The sequence below is a fragment of the Hoeflea algicola genome (assembly GCF_026619415.1).
Classification (GTDB): domain Bacteria; phylum Pseudomonadota; class Alphaproteobacteria; order Rhizobiales; family Rhizobiaceae; genus Hoeflea; species Hoeflea algicola.
Genome location: NZ_JAOVZR010000001.1, coordinates 1,913,246 through 1,930,152 on the forward strand (window position 1 = coordinate 1,913,246; position 16,907 = coordinate 1,930,152).

Annotated in this window: 18 protein-coding genes, 1 tRNA gene and 1 pseudogene; 13 read left to right on the forward strand and 7 right to left on the reverse strand. The window is 57.2% G+C overall.

What is annotated here, in order from left to right:
• Positions 1-290: 290 nt before the first annotated feature.
• Positions 291-1,322, reverse strand: coding sequence for a Fe(3+) ABC transporter substrate-binding protein (locus OEG84_RS09390; protein ID WP_267653511.1), 1,032 nt, complete (start codon positions 1,320-1,322; stop codon positions 291-293).
• 213 nt (positions 1,323-1,535) lie between these two features.
• Between OEG84_RS09390 and OEG84_RS09395 the strand changes: the two genes are divergently transcribed.
• The 3 genes and pseudogenes from OEG84_RS09395 (at position 1,536) to OEG84_RS09400 (ending at position 3,196) form a co-directional block, all read left to right on the forward strand.
• Entirely contained in the window at positions 1,536-2,138 is a 603-nt protein-coding gene (locus OEG84_RS09395) for a TetR/AcrR family transcriptional regulator (protein ID WP_267653512.1), read from the forward strand.
• 181 nt (positions 2,139-2,319) lie between these two features.
• Positions 2,320-2,391 (forward strand): annotated as a pseudogene (locus OEG84_RS25370) (hypothetical protein); the annotation flags it as partial.
• 58 nt (positions 2,392-2,449) lie between these two features.
• Positions 2,450-3,196: a zinc-binding dehydrogenase gene (locus tag OEG84_RS09400; RefSeq protein WP_324288189.1), complete on the forward strand. Its 747-nt coding sequence runs from the start codon at positions 2,450-2,452 to the stop codon at positions 3,194-3,196.
• A gap of 63 nt (positions 3,197-3,259) precedes the next feature.
• Here the strand turns inward: OEG84_RS09400 and OEG84_RS09405 are convergent, their stop codons facing one another.
• Complete coding sequence (locus OEG84_RS09405; RefSeq protein WP_267653513.1) at positions 3,260-3,712, reverse strand: DsrE family protein; 453 nt, start codon at positions 3,710-3,712, stop codon at positions 3,260-3,262.
• Between the two features lie 65 nt (positions 3,713-3,777).
• On the opposite strand from OEG84_RS09405, the gene OEG84_RS09410 reads away from it, so the two are divergent.
• From OEG84_RS09410 to OEG84_RS09445, 8 genes are all read left to right on the forward strand, one after another.
• Positions 3,778-4,269 carry a hypothetical protein gene (locus OEG84_RS09410; RefSeq protein ID WP_267653514.1) on the forward strand — a complete coding sequence of 164 codons (492 nt, stop codon included), beginning with the start codon at positions 3,778-3,780 and terminating at the stop codon, positions 4,267-4,269.
• 319 nt (positions 4,270-4,588) lie between these two features.
• On the forward strand, positions 4,589-4,957 hold the full coding sequence (locus OEG84_RS09415; RefSeq protein WP_267653515.1) for an SHOCT domain-containing protein: 369 nt from the start codon (positions 4,589-4,591) through the stop codon (positions 4,955-4,957).
• 111 nt (positions 4,958-5,068) lie between these two features.
• Positions 5,069-6,466, forward strand: coding sequence for a multicopper oxidase domain-containing protein (locus OEG84_RS09420; RefSeq protein ID WP_267653516.1), 1,398 nt, complete (start codon positions 5,069-5,071; stop codon positions 6,464-6,466).
• Positions 6,467-6,764: 298 nt separating this feature from the next.
• A protein-coding gene (locus OEG84_RS09425) for an IS3 family transposase (protein WP_267653517.1) occupies positions 6,765-7,891 on the forward strand; the annotation gives its coding sequence in 2 pieces (ribosomal slippage) (positions 6,765-7,029 and positions 7,029-7,891; 1,128 coding nt in all).
• A gap of 20 nt (positions 7,892-7,911) precedes the next feature.
• On the forward strand, positions 7,912-8,331 hold the full coding sequence (locus OEG84_RS09430) for a hypothetical protein (protein WP_267653518.1): 420 nt from the start codon (positions 7,912-7,914) through the stop codon (positions 8,329-8,331).
• Between the two features lie 163 nt (positions 8,332-8,494).
• Positions 8,495-9,562: an AAA family ATPase gene (locus tag OEG84_RS09435; protein WP_267653519.1), complete on the forward strand. Its 1,068-nt coding sequence runs from the start codon at positions 8,495-8,497 to the stop codon at positions 9,560-9,562.
• Positions 9,563-9,657: 95 nt separating this feature from the next.
• Positions 9,658-10,308 (forward strand): ATP-dependent metallopeptidase FtsH/Yme1/Tma family protein, encoded by a 651-nt coding sequence (locus tag OEG84_RS09440; RefSeq protein WP_267653520.1) that lies wholly within the window; start codon positions 9,658-9,660, stop codon positions 10,306-10,308.
• 634 nt (positions 10,309-10,942) lie between these two features.
• A complete protein-coding gene (locus OEG84_RS09445) occupies positions 10,943-11,590 on the forward strand; it encodes an N-acetyltransferase (RefSeq protein ID WP_267653521.1) in 648 nt (215 codons plus the stop codon).
• A 20-nt stretch (positions 11,591-11,610) separates the two neighbouring features.
• Here OEG84_RS09445 and tnpC read toward each other — a convergent pair whose 3' ends face one another.
• Complete coding sequence (tnpC, locus tag OEG84_RS09450) at positions 11,611-12,888, reverse strand: IS66 family transposase (protein WP_267651873.1); 1,278 nt, start codon at positions 12,886-12,888, stop codon at positions 11,611-11,613.
• Between the two features lie 80 nt (positions 12,889-12,968).
• Here tnpC and OEG84_RS09455 point away from each other — a divergent pair, with 80 nt between their 5' ends.
• Positions 12,969-13,208, forward strand: a complete 240-nt coding sequence (locus OEG84_RS09455; protein ID WP_267653522.1) for a hypothetical protein — start codon at positions 12,969-12,971, stop codon at positions 13,206-13,208.
• A gap of 81 nt (positions 13,209-13,289) precedes the next feature.
• Here the strand turns inward: OEG84_RS09455 and OEG84_RS09460 are convergent, their stop codons facing one another.
• From OEG84_RS09460 to OEG84_RS09470, 3 genes are all read right to left on the reverse strand, one after another.
• A complete protein-coding gene (locus OEG84_RS09460) occupies positions 13,290-14,504 on the reverse strand; it encodes an IS256 family transposase (RefSeq protein ID WP_267653523.1) in 1,215 nt (404 codons plus the stop codon).
• 87 nt (positions 14,505-14,591) lie between these two features.
• Positions 14,592-14,921 (reverse strand): hypothetical protein, encoded by a 330-nt coding sequence (locus OEG84_RS09465; protein ID WP_267653525.1) that lies wholly within the window; start codon positions 14,919-14,921, stop codon positions 14,592-14,594.
• 171 nt (positions 14,922-15,092) lie between these two features.
• A tRNA-Ile gene (locus OEG84_RS09470) sits at positions 15,093-15,169 on the reverse strand.
• Positions 15,170-15,542: 373 nt separating this feature from the next.
• Here OEG84_RS09470 and OEG84_RS09475 point away from each other — a divergent pair.
• Positions 15,543-16,298: an SIMPL domain-containing protein gene (locus OEG84_RS09475; protein WP_267653526.1), complete on the forward strand. Its 756-nt coding sequence runs from the start codon at positions 15,543-15,545 to the stop codon at positions 16,296-16,298.
• A gap of 114 nt (positions 16,299-16,412) precedes the next feature.
• Here OEG84_RS09475 and OEG84_RS09480 read toward each other — a convergent pair whose 3' ends face one another.
• On the reverse strand, positions 16,413-16,793 hold the full coding sequence (locus OEG84_RS09480; RefSeq protein WP_267653527.1) for a hypothetical protein: 381 nt from the start codon (positions 16,791-16,793) through the stop codon (positions 16,413-16,415).
• Positions 16,794-16,907 lie beyond the last annotated feature (114 nt).

Sequence of the window (16,907 nt, forward strand, 5' to 3'; positions counted from 1 at the left end):
GCGTCAAGGGCATGTTGAGTCGCAAATACCAGAATCAGGCAATTCAGGTTCAACCTGGTGACTGCCCCTGTTTGCGCGGCCAGGGCTTGTCTTCCGACCGGGGGTTTCTAATCCCTGGGCTACATTCTGGAAATCGGCAGAAAGACCAAACATTCGCCGCACCGCAACAAGGGCGCGATCTGGACGATGAGCGATCCCCCATACAAAAAGGCCCGGACGCCAAATGTCCGGGCCTTTTCATAGGCCGGGGAGAGGTCATTGATCCCCAGGCGGTATGCGCTGGGTGCGGCTTACTTGAAGCCGACCTCATTGTAGATTTCCTGGGCGCGGGTCTGGTTTTCACCAAGCTTGCTCAGATTGAGCGTGTCGGCCTTGAAGCTGCCCAATCCCTCGACCACCGAGGATGCAGCGACGCTTGGCACCACCGGATACTCATTGTTGCCATTGGCGAAATAGGCTTGGGCCTGGTCCGAGGTGAAATATTCCAGCAGCTTGACCGCATTCTCGCGGTGCGGCGCATGCACGGCAACCCCGGCGCCCGAGACATTGACATGGGCGCCATTGCCGTCCTGATCAGGAAAGACGATGCCGATCTTGTCGATGCCTTCGGTCAGACCGTCAACCTGGCCGGCAACACCGCGAGCGAAATAGTAGGTATTGGCGATCGCAATGCCGCATTCGCCGGACACCAGACCCTTGAGCTGGTCGGTATCACCGCCCTGCGGATCGCGGGCCAGATTGTCCTTCAATCCCTGCGCCCAGACCTTGGCGGCCTCATCGCCATTATGGGCGATATAGGCGCCCAGCAGCGACAGCATGTAGATGTTGGAGCCGGAGCGGGCGCACAGCAGGCCCTTGTATTTCGGATCGGCCAGCGCCGCATAGGTCTGTGGCGGCTCTTTCACCTCGTCCTTGTTGTAAAAGATTACCCGGGCGCGCTTGGAGATGCCGAACCAGTGGCCATCGGGATGACGCAGGCTTTCCGGGATCCGCTCGCTCAGCACTTTAGAATCGACCGGCGAGAGCAGGCCTGCCTGATCGGCGCGCCACAAACGGCCGGCATCGGCGGTGATGAACACGTCGGCCGGGCTGTTGGCGCCCTCGGCCTTCATGCGCTCGATCAGTTCGTCTTCCTTACCTTCAATCAGGTTGATGGTGATGCCGGTGGCCTCGGTGAAATCACTGTAGAGCCGCTCGTCAGTGTCGTAATGGCGCGACGAGTAGATGTTGACCTCACCCTCGGCATGGGCCGGCACGACGACGGCAGCGACGGCCGAAACGGAGGCGAGAAGCGCAAATATGCGAGCGGATAGATTTGCCATTGGATACTCCATGGAGACCGGGTTGGTAAAACTTGACTACGAAAATCATGTTTATTTACTGCCTGATTTTCTGTCAACCGGAAGCGCGGCGATTAACATGAGTTTTTAGAGAAGGATTTATGCCCGCCTCGCCGACATCCCGGTTAATGACCGCGTTGACAGCTCACAAAGCTGTGACTAGACGACCGGTCTATTTTTATCTAAGTCGACACCATGAAATCATCGACCAAAACAGATCAAAGCAAATCGGAACAGACCCGGGCCCGGATTCTCGCCGAAGGCCGCGCGCTGGTGCTGGCCCACGGATTTGGCGGCCTCGGACTGACCGAACTGTTGGCCGCTTCGGCGGTGCCGAAAGGGTCGTTCTACTATTACTTCGCCTCGAAAGAGGCATTTGGCTGCGCCATGCTTGAACAATATGTGGCCGATTACCTGGCCGCGCTGGACGCAATCATTGCCTCGCCGGAGCCCGCAGCCGCCCGCATGGACCGTTTCTTTGCCACAGCCCTTGCGAGTGACGCCGGCTCGATGGCCGACCGTTGCCTGGTGGTCAAGCTCGCCGCCGAAATCGCCGACCTCTCCGAAGCCATGCGCACCATCCTCAACGACGGCGTCTGCGCGGTCTGCCAGCGTCTCGCCCGGCTTTTGCGCGAAGGCGCTGAAGACGGTTCGATCATCCCCCGACCCGATCCCGACATGGCGGCCGGACTGCTTTACAGCCAGTGGCTGGGCGCTGCGATCATCGCAAAGCTGTCCCGCGATCCGGGCCCGCTGCAACAGGCGCTCGACGACACAAGGCACCGTTTCTTCGTCTGACCAGCCGACATCCATTCAACCACATCTCATCCCACCACACGGTCCGACCTCCCACCGGACCTCAACAAAGGATATTCCCATGAAAGCTGTCACCTACACCACCTTTGGCGACCCCGCCGCTGTGCTTCAAACCACCGACATTGCCAAGCCCGAGCCGAAACCCGGTGAAGCGCTGATCCGCATGGTACTGTCGCCGATCCACAACCACGACCTCTGGACCGTTCGCGGCAATTACGGCTACAAGCCCGAATTGCCGGCGATTGGCGGTACCGAAGCGCTCGGCGTGGTCGAGGCTGTGGGCGATGGCATTGATGCCACGTTTGATCGGCAAGCGCGTCGTCAATGTCGGCAAATCCGGCGCCTGGGCCAAGTATTTCACCGCCCCCGCCGCCGGCCTGTTACCGCTGCCCGATTCCATCCCCGATACAGCCGGTGCGCAACTGGTGGCCATGCCGTTCAGCGCGCTGGCGCTGTTGGAATTCCTCGAAGTCTCCAAGGGCGACTGGGTGATCCAGACCGCCGCCAACGGCGCTGTTGGCAAGATCTTTGCCGATCTGGCCCGCGCCCGCGGCATCAACACCATCAATCTGGTGCGCCGCAATGAAGCCGTTGCCGAGCTCGAAGCGTTGGGCATGCAAAACGTGTTGTCGACATCCGAAGACGACTGGCAGAAACGTGCCCGCGCGATCCTCGGCGACAACGGCGCCCAGGCGGCAATCGATTCCGTCGGCGGCCCGATTGTCGCCGACATCGCCAATCTGCTCGGCGTCAACGGTCTGCTGGTGGTGTTCGGCACCGCCACCGGCGTTCCGTTGCAACTCCATGCCAGCGCCATGATCACCAATCATCTGGTGGTCAAGGGGTTCTGGGGCTCGCGCATCATTGCCGAGATGCCGCAGGACGAAAAGACCCGGCTGATCACCGAACTGGTGGGCCTTGCAGCCCAGGGGAAACTTCACCTGCCCGCCGGCGGCGAATTCAAGCTCGATCAGGTCGTCGACGCGGTCAAGGCCTCGCTGACCCCGGGCCGCACCGGCAAGATCCTGCTGCGCGCCTGATCCGGGCAAACGACATCGCCGATCCGCGCCGGAACCAGTTCGGCGCGGGTTAGGCTGTCCGATTTACGGGCGGACGACCGTATAGCCCTGCTCGTCAAGCTCGATGATCGACACGACGCCGGCAGGAACGATTTCCGCAAATTCGAAGATTGGCACATCCTTGCCGGATTTCTTCGCCATCGCCTCGCGGGTGTTGTTGCAGGCCTCGAACGCCACATTCGGCATGCTGGCGGCAAAGTTGGTGATCCGCTTGGCCACCGGCGAGGTGTCAGGCCTGAGCATGTGCAGCCCGGCATTGAAGGCGACGATCTTGATGTCGACTTCCTCGCCCCGCTCCGAATAGAGCTTGGAGACGTTGACGGCCACATTCAGCACCGTGTTCATCTTCTGCGGATCATTGTCGCTGATCTGCAGCACCAGCTTGTGCATGCCTTCCTCGGCCAGCGCCGGCATCGCCGGCAGTACTGCGCCGGCCAGCAACATCAGCCCGGCAAAAATCCTCAAAAACAGCTTCATCTCCATCCTCCTCCTCAAATATAGAAAATTCAGAATATCTGATGTACCGGCGTCGGCAAAGGCAATTGTCGGTAACCCAAAATGGCGAGCCGGAAAAAACACCGCTTAAAGAAAAGACAAGCAGCATAAAAATCCAAAAGGATGCTTGTTCGTCCTTGCCATCGATTGATTGCCCGAACCGGCGGCAGACCAAGGAACCGGGTCTGAATTTTCCTGACCCTTTTGCTGATTGCCGTTTCAGCTCTCTTCAACGGCACATCGGTGAGAATACCGGCACATTCGGGGATGGGGATAAAACTTCTGCGGCAAACGAGGCGAACCCGATGGTCATGGCTCCAGACGTCAACACCGAAAGCCACGGCGAGGGTTCGCTGCTCGGGCTGCAACAGTCTGGGGTCGTGGCAGGTTCACACCAATTGCAGCCTGTAAGCCGGCTGGGGAAAATAGTCACCGGGGCGAAGCATCCCTCTACCTGTCCGCGCTGCGATGGTGGCCGGCAAATCCTGCAGAACCGGAAATGCACCTCATGCTCCGGCACAGGGGATCGAAACGGCTGAATGCCGTAAGTTCACGGCATATCGCAACCAGCCATCAGGCCTGCCTGCGCCCCGGGAGGCTTGGCCAAAACGCCCGCGTTTGCCCGCTGTGATGACAATCAAGAGCATGATCACACCAGATCCATCCGGGCATCAAGATTCCAGCATGCTGCCCCTTGACCTTCCCCCTGATGGAAGCCCCACATTGGATAGACAGCATTGAGCTGGAACGCGACGACCGGTGTGTCTGATGTCCCGGAGCTGACCTGCGGCCATTTCCACAGCAGCTTCGAAAAGCGATTAGATCAGCCTGTCCGGCCGCTTCGCATGGAGACTAGAAATGACCAGAAACCTGTTTTCACACCTTATCATCAGCACCGCCTGGGTACCGCTTTCGGCGACGACTGCCCTTGCACAGACCGGTGAAATACCCGGCGGCAATGTTCCGTACCAGTATGGCCACGGAATGATGTGGGGAGCCGGTCAATGGGGAGGATTTGGCATGGTTCTCGGACCTATTTTCATGATCCTGGTGCTCGTCGGTATCGTCGCTGCCGTTATTTATGTCATGCGTCACATGGGCTCGGGCTTTGTAACCAGTGCTGGGCAACCGTCGAGCCGCGCCCATGACATCCTCAAGGAGAGGTATGCACGCGGAGAGATCGATTCCAAGGAATTCGATGAACGTCGGAAAATGCTCTCTGACTAGGCTGGCCGCGCCGGGTTTTCGATCGTGTTCTTTCCGTCTTTCTCGGCCGGGCAGGTTCATGACGCTTCAAATCACCTTCTTGCCGAGAAAACGAAAGATCACAGGTACGACATGAAACGACGGGATTTCCTGACTTCCGCCGCCGCAGCCCTGGTTGTTTCAGGTGGCGGTTCGACTTGGCCGCGTGCTGCCTTGGCCGCGGAAACACCGCGGCGACTGCAAATGCCGCCGCTCATTGATACCCGCGCCAGCGGCAAGCTTGCCTTGGTCGCGCAGGCCGGAAACAGCAACTTCCTGGGCGGCAAATCCGTGCAGACCGCCGGCTACAGCCAGGGCTATCTCGGCCCCACCGTGATCATGCAGAACGGCGAGCTGGCCACAGGCGTCGGCAACACCCTGGGCGAGCCAGTCAGTGTCCATTGGCATGGAATGAAGATTTCCGGCGACAACGACGGGGGGCCGCATCAGCCGGTGCTTCCGGGGGAAGTCTGGAAACCGGATATGCTGATCAACCAGGCCCCTGCGACCATCTGGTATCATTCCCATATTCACGAACGCACAGCCCAACAGGTCTACAACGGTCTGGCCGGCGTCATTCACGTCACCGATGGCAGGGACGATGATCGTGGGCTGCCATCGGCCTATGGCATCGACGATCTGACGCTGGTGCTGCAGGACCGCAGTTTCGACAGCAACGGCCGCATGGTCTATGAGCCTTCGATGATGGACCGGATGCACGGGTTTCATGGCAACCGCATGCTCGTCAACGGCCAATCAGGGACAGTCGCAGCGGTTCCCAGCGGGGTCGTCCGGCTTCGCCTGCTCAATGGGTCGAACGCGCGCATCTACAGTCTGTTTTTCAACGACGAACGCCCCATGCATCTGGTGGCGACCGATGGCGGTTTCCTGCCGCAGCCGATCGCGCTTGATATGCTTCAGCTGGCTCCGGGTGAGCGCGCCGAAATCCTCGTGGATTTCGCGGGCGCAGGGACGCCGGTGCTGATGAGTGATCCCGGCCAGGCCTATGGTATTCTTGATTTTGCCATCGATGAAACTCTGCCGGCACGAATAACGAGCCTCCCCGACAAAATTGGCGATCCACTCGAAGAGCTGACCGGACTGGACACAAAGACCCGCACGATTTCGCTGGACATGGGAATGGGCATGATGATGGGCAGTGGCGGGTTTGCCATCAATGGCCAGCCCTTCGATATGGACCGCATTGATTTCAATGTCGCGCTCGGTTCGGTGGAGCGCTGGATTATCCGCAGTTCGATGGTCGCACACCCTTTCCACGTTCATGGGGTGCAGTTCCGTGTTCTCAGCGAGAACGGTGCGCCGCCACGTCCGGAAAATTCGGGATGGAAGGATACAGTACTCGTTCCCGGCGAAACCGAAATTCTGGCTCGGTTCGAACACCCGGCCAGCAAGAAAAACCCGTTCATGCTCCATTGCCACATCCTCGAGCACGAGGACGCAGGAATGATGGCCCAATTCACTGTCAGCTGAGCGTCTCATGCCGGACTGCGAAAAGTGTGTCGGCCGCCACAAAAGTCTGAACTGGAGCCGACCAGAAATCAATAGGTTAGCGCCGAGCGCGCCATAAACAGTTGGATGAGACGACACATACAGCTGAACTGATGAGGGTCTAGCGCCACATACCTCTGAACAGCTCTCCAAGGTGCTGTTTTTATTGCCAAACCGCGAACGGAAAATTGAACGGCTAACCTGCCTTCCAAAGTGGAGTTGCCCCCTGAAAGTGGTCCACCAACTGGGATAGATTATCCCTCAAATTGGAGGATCAGCGATGGCTGGAAAACGAGAGAAGCCGGAAGAGATTGTATCGAAGCTTCGGCAGGTTGAAGTTCTGCAAGGGCAAGGTGCGACGATTGCTGACGCGGTGCGCCAGATCGGCGTGACACAGCAGACGTTTTATCGATGGCGAAAGCTCTATGGCGGGATGCAGCGATCTCAACTCACTCGGCTGAAAGAGCTGGAGAAGGAGAACCAGCGGCTTCGGCGGGCGGTGTCTGACCTGACACTGGACAAACTCATCCTGACCGAGGCGGCAAAGGGAAACTTCTAAGCCCTTCGCGTCGTCGCAAGTGCATCGACCATGTGCGGCGGGAGCTTGGCGTATCGGAACGCCGCGCCTGCCGCACGCTCGGACAACACCGATCCACACAGCGCAAGGTGCCACAGGGCCGGGCAGATGAAGAACGGCTGACCGATGATATCATCGAACTGGCCGACAAGTACGGGCGCTATGGGTATCGCATGGTCACCGGTCTGCTGAACAACGCGGGCTGGCAGGTAAACCATAAGCGGGTTGAGCGCATCTGGCGGCGTGAAGGGCTGAAAGTGCCACAAAAGCAGAAGAAAAAGGGGCGGCTTTGGCTGAACGACGGATCATGTGTGCGTCTCAGACCGGAACGGCCAAACCACGTCTGGTCCTACGACTTCGTCCAGGATCGAACCGCTGACGGCCGCGCCTATCGGACGCTGAATATCATCGACGAATACACCAAGGAGGCACTCATGATCCGCGTGGACCGCAAGCTCAACTCAACGGACGTGCTGGATGCTCTGACAGACCTATTCATCCTGCGCGGCCCGCCGGAATACATTCGGTCGGACAATGGGCCGGAATTTATCGCCCAGAAAGTGCGGGATTGGATTGCAGCTGTTGGAGCCAAGACGGCCTACATAGAGCCAGGCTCACCATGGGAGAACGGATACTGCGAAAGCTTCAACGCCCGGTTCCGCGACGAGCTGCTGAACGGCGAAATCTTCTACAGCCTAAGGGAGGCGCAAATCCTGATCGAGCAATGGCGTATCCACTACAACACCGTCAGGCCGCATAGCGCTCTGGGCTACCGCCCGCCCGCGCCTGAAAGCATTGTCCCGATGGACCAGACGCCCATGATGCACTAACAATCAAACCGGACCACCTGATGGGGGCACGCCACATTTGCGATTTTTTGGTAACCGACATCGATGGTGTTCAAACGTTGATGGACGCGCATGACCGGCACGACGGTCCAGATCAAAAAGAGCTGACTGCCGCCGCTGCTAGCATCAACCTTCGATATAGTCGTTGGGATCATACGGCGGTCCATTCGGGGTTTCGCCTGCGGAACTCCAAAGACCTCATTCGATATGCAAATTATGAAACAACACTGGGCGACAGGGTCAGACTTCTCGCTGCGCTCGACGAACACGGGACATTGACAGTCTCCGAATGCCTCTCGGCATTTCAGGAAACCAAACCGATCGCCGCCCTGGCTTCAATGATCCTGCGCGGCTTTATTGAAATCGATTTGGACGAGGCATTGATCGGGCCAGAGAGCATGGTCAGGCGAATAGCGTGCTGAATTCGGCCACCTCGCTCTTCCGATTACATAAGGTCTCCAAATAATGAGAACTAAACCATCGCTTTATGCGCCTGTGTCACTCGATTTACCGCTCACCACACAGGTTGCCTTGGTGACTTTGTCCAGAAGCCTCAGACCTTTTCTGCGAAAAGGAAAGGCCTTTGTGGCCGCTCTCCTGGTTCCAAAAAACTCCGACATCAATCACTACTCCGAGGCGGCACGGTGGCTTCTGGACGCGCCGCGCCGAGAGCGCATGATTGGCGGGCACGATTATGAAGTCATTGTGCTCGATGAAGGAAGGTCGCGGGATTCCACAACTGATCGCCTTGAGGGACTCCATAAAAAAATGCGCGTGGTTGTTTTAGTTTCGTCGCTCGACCAACTGAGCAACGAACTCAAAATCATGGCCGACTTTGTTGGCACCCTTCCACCGCCCACTTCGACAGACATTCAGGTAGCAGCGAAACGAATGGGGTTCGGTAGCATTCGAAATGAGGACGCCAGTTTTCTTGCTTCACAAGACATGTCCAGGCTATCACTCGCCATGCGCCTTGGCCGGCCAATTGAAGCGGTTGTTGATCGGTTGCAACAGAATCCTCCCATTAAAAAGCAGACCTCTGCGATCCATGGCCAGACAGAGGGACCAAAACTCGAAGACCTTTCCGGGTACGGAGATGCGAAGTCTTGGGGGCTTGAACTTGCCAAAGACCTCGCGGACCTCCGAGATAGAAAGGTAAGCTGGGAAGATATCGACCGTGGCATCCTTTTGTCCGGCCCGCCTGGCTCTGGCAAAACCTCATTCGCCTCTGCTCTCGCAAGGTCATGCAATGCTTCCTTGGTGGTCGGCTCTGCTGCCAGCTGGCAGGCAGCCGGTCATCTCGGCGATATGCTCAAGGAGATGAGGAGAGCTTTTTCAGAAGCCGAGAAACACGCGCCAGCAATCTTGTTCATTGATGAATTCGACAGTTTCGGAGACCGCTCTACCGTCGTTGGCGATAATTCTTCATACTCCCGCCAAGTCATCAATGCACTGCTGGAATCGTTGGATGGCATGAAAAAACGTGAAGGTGTCGTGGTGGTGGGAGCGACGAATTTTCCCGAACTCATTGATGCTGCACTTTTGCGTCCGGGAAGACTTGAACGCCATTTTGTCATCGCCATGCCAGACGACCAAACGCGAGATGATATCTTCAAATTTTTTTGGGGAACGAACTCCAGGGTCAGGATTTGAGACTGGCAGTGGGCAGGTCGCTGGGATGGTCGGGGGCCGCAATTGAGAACTGTGTACGAGATGCAAGACGCGTCGCCCGACGAGCGCAACGGGAAATGAAGATCACGGACATCCTGGCCGCAATGCCCAATCGAATTGCTATTCCTCCTGAAATGCTCAAGTCCACTGCAGTCCACGAGATGGGCCATGCCATTATGGGCGTCTTGGCTGAGGCCGATCGCCTCTTGTACGTCTCTATCCAAGAGAGCTACGCCGATATCAATGGAGCACAAATGCTCGGTAGCGCCGTTTACGAAGTAGGACCGATTGCCCGCAAGACCTCGACGTATTTCGAGAACAGGATCGCCATTTTGTTGGCTGGGGTGGCTGCCGAACGTATCGTATACGGTGATCATTCTGATGGGGCCGGTGGTCATCAGTCAGCCGACCTCAATTTGGCAACGGACCTCGCGACGATGATGGAAGTCAAATGGGGGTTTGGGCAGAGCCTTATCTCGGTAGCCGCGGATCATCCTGATCATCTCGAAGTCATGCGATCCCGACAGCCACTATTGACGAAGCATGTTGAGACCACGTTGCGCACCCAAATGGATCGAGCGTCCAGAATGCTCGAGCAGAACCGCGATGTCTTGGAATTCCTGGCGGAGCAATTGATCTTGCGCGGACGGCTGGAAGCGAGGGAAATCGAGGAAGCAGTATTGTCAAATCGGCAGACCAACATGACGTCAAAGGCGAAGGCTGGATAACGTATCCAGTCGAATGAAGTCTGAGCGCGGATACCAGTACGCCAAGACCCCAAGTCTTGTATTGTTCGGCTTCGAAATTTGGGCGCGACTATCGGTGGACTTCCAGAGAATTCGACTATCGGCCTTCTCCACAGGACGGATAGCGATCACAAAATCACAAAATTAAGTCGGACGGTTTCCGGCGAAATACAAACAATACAGCCTCTGGTAGGCGAAAAAATAATTCAAAAATATGCAAAAAAGTGGGCCGATCACGTAACCGTGGTCGGCCCACTGCCGTTTTGGCATGATTTTTCGTCATCATGAACCATATCCGCCCAACGAAAAATCGACTTCCCAGATCGACACCCAGTTCAGACGTAGATGGCGTAGAGTTCACACGTTCGTGGCGCGCTACAAAGTGTTTGAGCGTCGTCACAACAGGGCGGATTCAGATTCGTTGATTTCATTGAATAATTGAGGCGTTGCCTTATTTAGTTCCCGGACTCGTCGTCACATAAGTCCGGACTCAAGGCCCTCATTCTCAGACAAGTCCGGACTCTTGAATTTCGACGCTTTTTCTCGGTAGCGGACCTTCGTAACGGTCTTTTGGTTAAACTGCGATAGGAAGCTCCATCGTTATCGAGGAGCTTCCATGAAGTCTATATTACTACTAAAGCCACTCCCATTGAATGAACCGCCAACTCAAGCCTCATCTCCAGAATTGGAAGACGCTAGCGATAGCGCGAAGGCAAAGTCAGTTATGTCTCACCTAGAGAGAAATATCGACGGCATCACAGTTTCTGTTGGGAGCGAAAGGGGTAGGCATCAGCTTGCCGTTCGAGGATCAATAGATGCAAACGTCGACCTCATTTTTCAAGAGAACACAGCCGACATTGGACGCGCGCATGTTGATCCAGCTTTCCGAGGACAAGGAAGATGTCGGTGTTTTACACAACAGCTTCATCACGCAGTACGGAAAATTGGTTTTGAAAAAATGACCCTCAAAGCGGTGAGCGAGGGTCGCGTTGCATGGGCAACACTCGGCTTCAGGCCGACCCCTTTCGCATGGCACTTGAGAAAAGCAAGATTTGACGAGGGCTTTTCCGAATTTAGAAATCGGTATTCTACCGACACCGCGGAGCTTATCGATGGAATGATCTCGGAAAATGATGTAAACGTATTTCCTGTTCTAGCAAATGTAAATCGCAATAGAGAAAGCAGTTTGCAATACAAGGAGATTTCTGCAACTATATTATGTAGTTTACAAGATTGGGGTAATTACCCACCCCCGAATTCGTGATTTCCGGTTCTTCTACCGGCCTATGCCAGGACGGATGCGATGACCTGGAAGGGGTTTGCGCCTTTGAGGCGGGCGGTGTCGATGGTCGTGCGTACATCCGCCTCGGCTTGGGCGGCCCACATGGCGCGATATCCGTTTGTCACCTTTCGCTGAATGACCCATGGACGGAGCTTTCGCTCAGATGTGTTGTTGGTGACATCGACTTCTCCGGGATAGTCGCAAAACGTCAGCAGCTGATCGCGGGCCCGCCCGATCTTGGCCTGGAGCTTTTGGGCCAGGTCGCACGAAGTCGGGGCGCATAGAAGCCCGGCAAGCTGTTTATCGAATTTGCGCTTCTTGCTTGCGACGGTAGACGCAGCGAATGTGCTTATGGCTCTGGCGAAATCAAACACACGGCCAAACCAAAGCTGGAAGCGAAGAGGGAGATCATCCTCGCCATGTTCCAGCGCAAAGGCTGTATCACGCGCCAAATGTGCAAGGCAGGTTTGATGTCGATGGCCGTGAGATTGCTGGGCTGAATACCGATCAGATATCCATACCTCGGGGACATGGCCGCCCATGGTCTCGTGAACGACCCGTGCTGCACGGGAGTAATCGGGCTGGTGGACAACAGCATCCTTGCAATGAAAAACCCAGTGTTGGGCATTTGTGCCCTCGATACGCACACCGGTTTCGTCGCTGGCGACAACGCGGGCGGCTCGAAGGCTGGCCTTGGCGGCCTGTGCTGTGGCCTGGAAGCTCGGACGGGAGCGGGAAAACATGTTCATGATCGCGCCCTCGCTCACATTAAGGCCGAAGATATCCATGAACACACCGCTCAGGCGTTCGTAAGACAATGCATGGAAACTCTTGAGGTAGATCGCCAGCGCGTGAATGCCTGGCCCGAACGGCGTTGCGGTTGCCACGGCAGGTGCGGTGGCTTTTGTTGTCGTGCCGCATTGCGGGCAATGACAGGAAAAACGCCGATGCCGGGTGACATGAGGACGGATCGCAGGAATATCGATCTCGTCATAGGCCCCGGCCAGCACCATCGTATCATCACCGGAAAACGCATGGCCGCATCTCTTGCAGGCGGTCGGTTCATGATCGCGAAACATGTCGGCAAAATCCGCCAGCACCCTATTGTGGGGTTCATGCCCGGGCTTGGCTCCACCCGGTCGTGAGTTGACGCGTTTCTCTTTCTTGTCCGTCGAGGGCGGCTTGGAAGACGTCCGAGAATCCTTGGAAGGCCGTTGGAGCCGAAGCACCATCTCGATCAATTCGTCCTTGCTCAGCTGCTGCAAATCAGTCCGATCCATATCATCATGGATTCAGACATTGTGGTGCATGGCAAGGGGGTGGGTAATTACAGATTGGGATGGGGAGTTTAAAGTCGGAGATGAAAGATACATTCAGTATTTGGACAGAAAAAGTACCTGATGGTTATATCGATGGTGCGGTAGACATTTTGGAAGAACTGGAAGCCAACCCAGGAAAGTTCGACTACGATATTATGAGGGCTGGCTATCTGGCAGATGGATATCCACCAGAAAAGGTCGAGCAAATTCTTAGAGCAATTGGCTATGAAGGTGATGAACAGAGCCAAGGCGCGTGCTGTGCAGAGGACGCTGTTCTCTGAGGCTACGACTAATTTCCTTCCCACATGGGAGTGTCATGAACTCTGTGTATCTGGCCCGGCCCATGCGGGTTTCAGATATGGTCACGCATTGAAGCGCTCGTCGAACATGATAGCGAATTGATTGCGGGCAGCAAACCATTCGCGGACATTTCTGCCGCCTTTCTCAAAGTTGCGGATGGCCAGATAGATCAGTTTTGTGGCGGCTTCTTCGGTCGGGAATGATCCGCGCGTCTTGATTGATTTGCGGATCACGCGGTTCAGGCTTTCGATGGCATTCGTTGTATAAATGATCTTGCGGATCGCCGGATCGAAGGCGAAGAACGGGATCACTTCGGCCCAGGCCCTCCGCCAGGCCGGGGCTATGGAAGCGTATTTTCCGGCCCATTTCCCCTCGAACGCGTCCAACTCGGCCGCCGCTTGGTCGGCGGTCGCAGCGCTGTAAATCCGGCGCAGATCAACGGCCACGATCTTGCGGTCCTTCCAACTGCAAAAGTTCAGGGAATGGCGCACCAAATGCACGATGCAGGTCTGCACCGTAGCTTCCGGAAAGGCTGCGGTAATAGCCTCAGGAAAGCCCTTGAGCCCGTCCACAACAGCGATCAGAATGTCCTGCACACCCCGGTTTTTCAGTTCGGTCATCACCGACAGCCAAAACTTGGCCCCTTCATTGTCAGCGATCCACAGGCCCAACACCTCACGCACACCGTCGCGTGAGACGCCCAGGGCTACGTAGACGGCTTTGTTCTTGACCATACGGCTATCAGCGTCACGGATTTTGACCCGCAGTGCGTCGAAGATGACGATGGGATACATCCGCTCCAGCGCCCGTAATTGCCATTCCCGAACCTCGTTCAGCACGGCGTCGGTCACGCGGCTAATCAGGTCGGGCGAGACCTGCAGGCCATAGACATCTTCGAGATGGGCGCGGATGTCTCGCACCGTCAGCCCCGCCGCGTAGAGACCAATGATCTTCTCATCCATCCCGTCGATCCGGGTCTGGCCCTTCTTCACCAGCTCCGGCTTGAAACTGCCATCCCGGTCGCGCGGCACCGCAATTGGCACTTCGCCGTCTTGGCTCATCAGGCGCTTGCTGGATGTGCCGTTGCGCCGGTTGGACTGGTCCGGCGGCGCGTCCTTGCCCTCTTCATAGCCCAGATGCGCCGTCAGCTCGGCACCCAGCATCCGCTCCATGAGCTTAATCTTGAGCTCTTTCATCAGCCCGGCATCGCCAAGCAAATCTTCAGGCCGCTCGCAGCCCTTCAAAAGTTCGTCCTGCAGTTCCTTGGAAATAGTCATCGTCCTTGCTCCTCTCAGGAAGCATGGACCAAAGCGCAGTTACACAGAAGACCGGACACTCTCTCCCACATCCGACGGCGGCACCTGTTACCTAAAGAAACGATAGATTTCCACTAGGGCATCAATTGTCCCGCGAAGCCCTTCAGCTTCCATTGCTACAATGGACAACCTCCACCCATCCCCATCGGCCGACCGCTTCCAGTCCATGAACCCGAGCGCCTCTCTGATTTCCATTTCACTCCGCTGAAACACCTCCCATCGCCGCGTCGTCTTCGCTGGATGAAGGTCGAATCCGAGCGAAATCATTTGGGCCGCTTTGTCTACGACGACATCGACTGCGACCTTAGCAATGGCTGTTTTGATCTTTAGCGCGACCTCAGGGGCTTTCTCGGGGATCGCAAACAGCAGACAACGCATGTTGGCCAGGGATGGCGGCACTTCGCGAGCCAGAACTCGACATGCCAACGCCTCGGCCTAGCTTCCGACGCTCTTAAAATTGAATGTCTTCTTCGCCGAATCCACACTTATGTGACGATGAATCCAGACTTATGCCATCAGAATCCGCCCTGTTGTGACGATGAACAGTGTTGGTAGGCCCGGAGGGACTCGAACCCCCAACCAATCCGTTATGAGCGGACGGCTCTAACCAGTTGAGCTACAGGCCCGGATCGCGAAGGTGACGCGCCAGATTAATCGCCCCGACCAGTCGAGCATGACGCCTGATGGCCGGGCCGGACACGCCGTCCGGACAGCAGCCATTTAGCCCAATTCGTCCGCCTTCACAAGCCGTTGGCTGCGCGCAACCCACAGCTAGGTGGCGGAAACGTCCGTGCCCGCAGGATCAGGCATCTGGCAGCATCCGGCAGATACGCGACCAAGGCCAGCCCCGCACCGGGCTGTGGCCATCAGGGCTGCCTCAGGCTATTAAGCGTGCGGTGCTGTTTGGCGCGCTTGTCGGTGCCGGCACTGCCGCATTGCCTCCACAATCGCGCCAGATAAGGTGCTGTCGGGACGTTTGACACAACATCGGAGATATTCATGACCCCGTTTTTCCTCGCTCGCGGCTCGGTGCTGCTTGCCGGCGCGCTTGCCGCCTCCCTGCTCGCCACACAATTGCCGGCGCGCGCCGATGACGCCAAACGCGTCGACCCCGGGGTGATCACGGTTTCCGCCGAAGGGGTTGCCGCCGTTGCGCCCGATATGGCTGTGATTTCGCTGACCGTGCTGCGAGAGGCTGAAACCGCACGCGCAGCGCTTGACGCCAACAACGCGGCGATGACCCAGGTGCTCGAAGCCATGAAGGCCGAGGGTATTGCCGAGCGCGACCTGCAGACCGGTACGTTTTCTGTCCAGCCGCGCTGGGTCTACCCCGACAATGGGGAAGGCCGTAATGATCAACCGAAAATCGTCGGCTACACCGTCAACAATACGCTGACCGTACGGGTTCGCGATCTTGACCGGCTGGGCGCCATCCTCGACATCTCCGTCAGTCTCGGCGTCAACCAGGGCGGCGACGTGGTGTTTACCAATGACGACCAGGACAGCGCCCGCGACGACGCCCGCAAGGACGCCATCGCCAAGGCCAAAGCCAAGGCCATCGACATGACCGAGGCGCTTGGCGTCGGGCTCGGCCGCATCACCCAGATTACCGAGAGTTCCTACAGTTCGCCGCCGATGCCGATGATGCGCGCGGAAATGGCGATGGCCGCCAAGGCCGACAGTTCGGTTCCGGTGGCTGCCGGCGAGAACGAATACCGCGTGACCGTCAGCGTCACCTGGGAAATTGCCCAGTAACGGCAACAGCAACGAGCCGCAGTGGCATTTGCGCGGCCGATATCAGCAACAATGCAAAACCCCGGGAGATCCGCTCTCCCGGGGTTTTGTTCATTCAAAGTTCTTGCGAGTGGTTTAGCGGCGAACGCTGATCACCGGGCAGTGGCGCTGATTGGCGAAGGCAACCCGCATCCAGCGGCCGTGACGGGCCCCTTCAACAACAACCCGGCGGTGGTTGTCGCGGACAATGTGGGTCCGGTTCAGACCCATGTTGCGGGCCTTGCGCAGCGCCTTGCGGGGCTTGCATTCGCTGCGGGCTTGATGACGCGGACGCTCGAACCGGTCCCAGCCACGGTCGCCGCGACGGCCATCACTGCGAACCATGATGGCGCTGTTGGCGCTGCCGATGGAGAAGCTGAAACCGACGTCGCCGGCAGTGGCGGCGGGAGCGGATGCGGCGACGCCGGCAGAAGCGACGACAAGGGCGGCGAGTGTATTGCGCAGGAAGGTTTTCATGGCTTTTCTCCTCGTGGGGCGCCTCTGGCGCCAAATGGTTGATCTCATGCACCGATCGTTTGTGCCGATCGATTGACCCACATTATCCCCGCCTGCCTGAACCCAATCGGAACT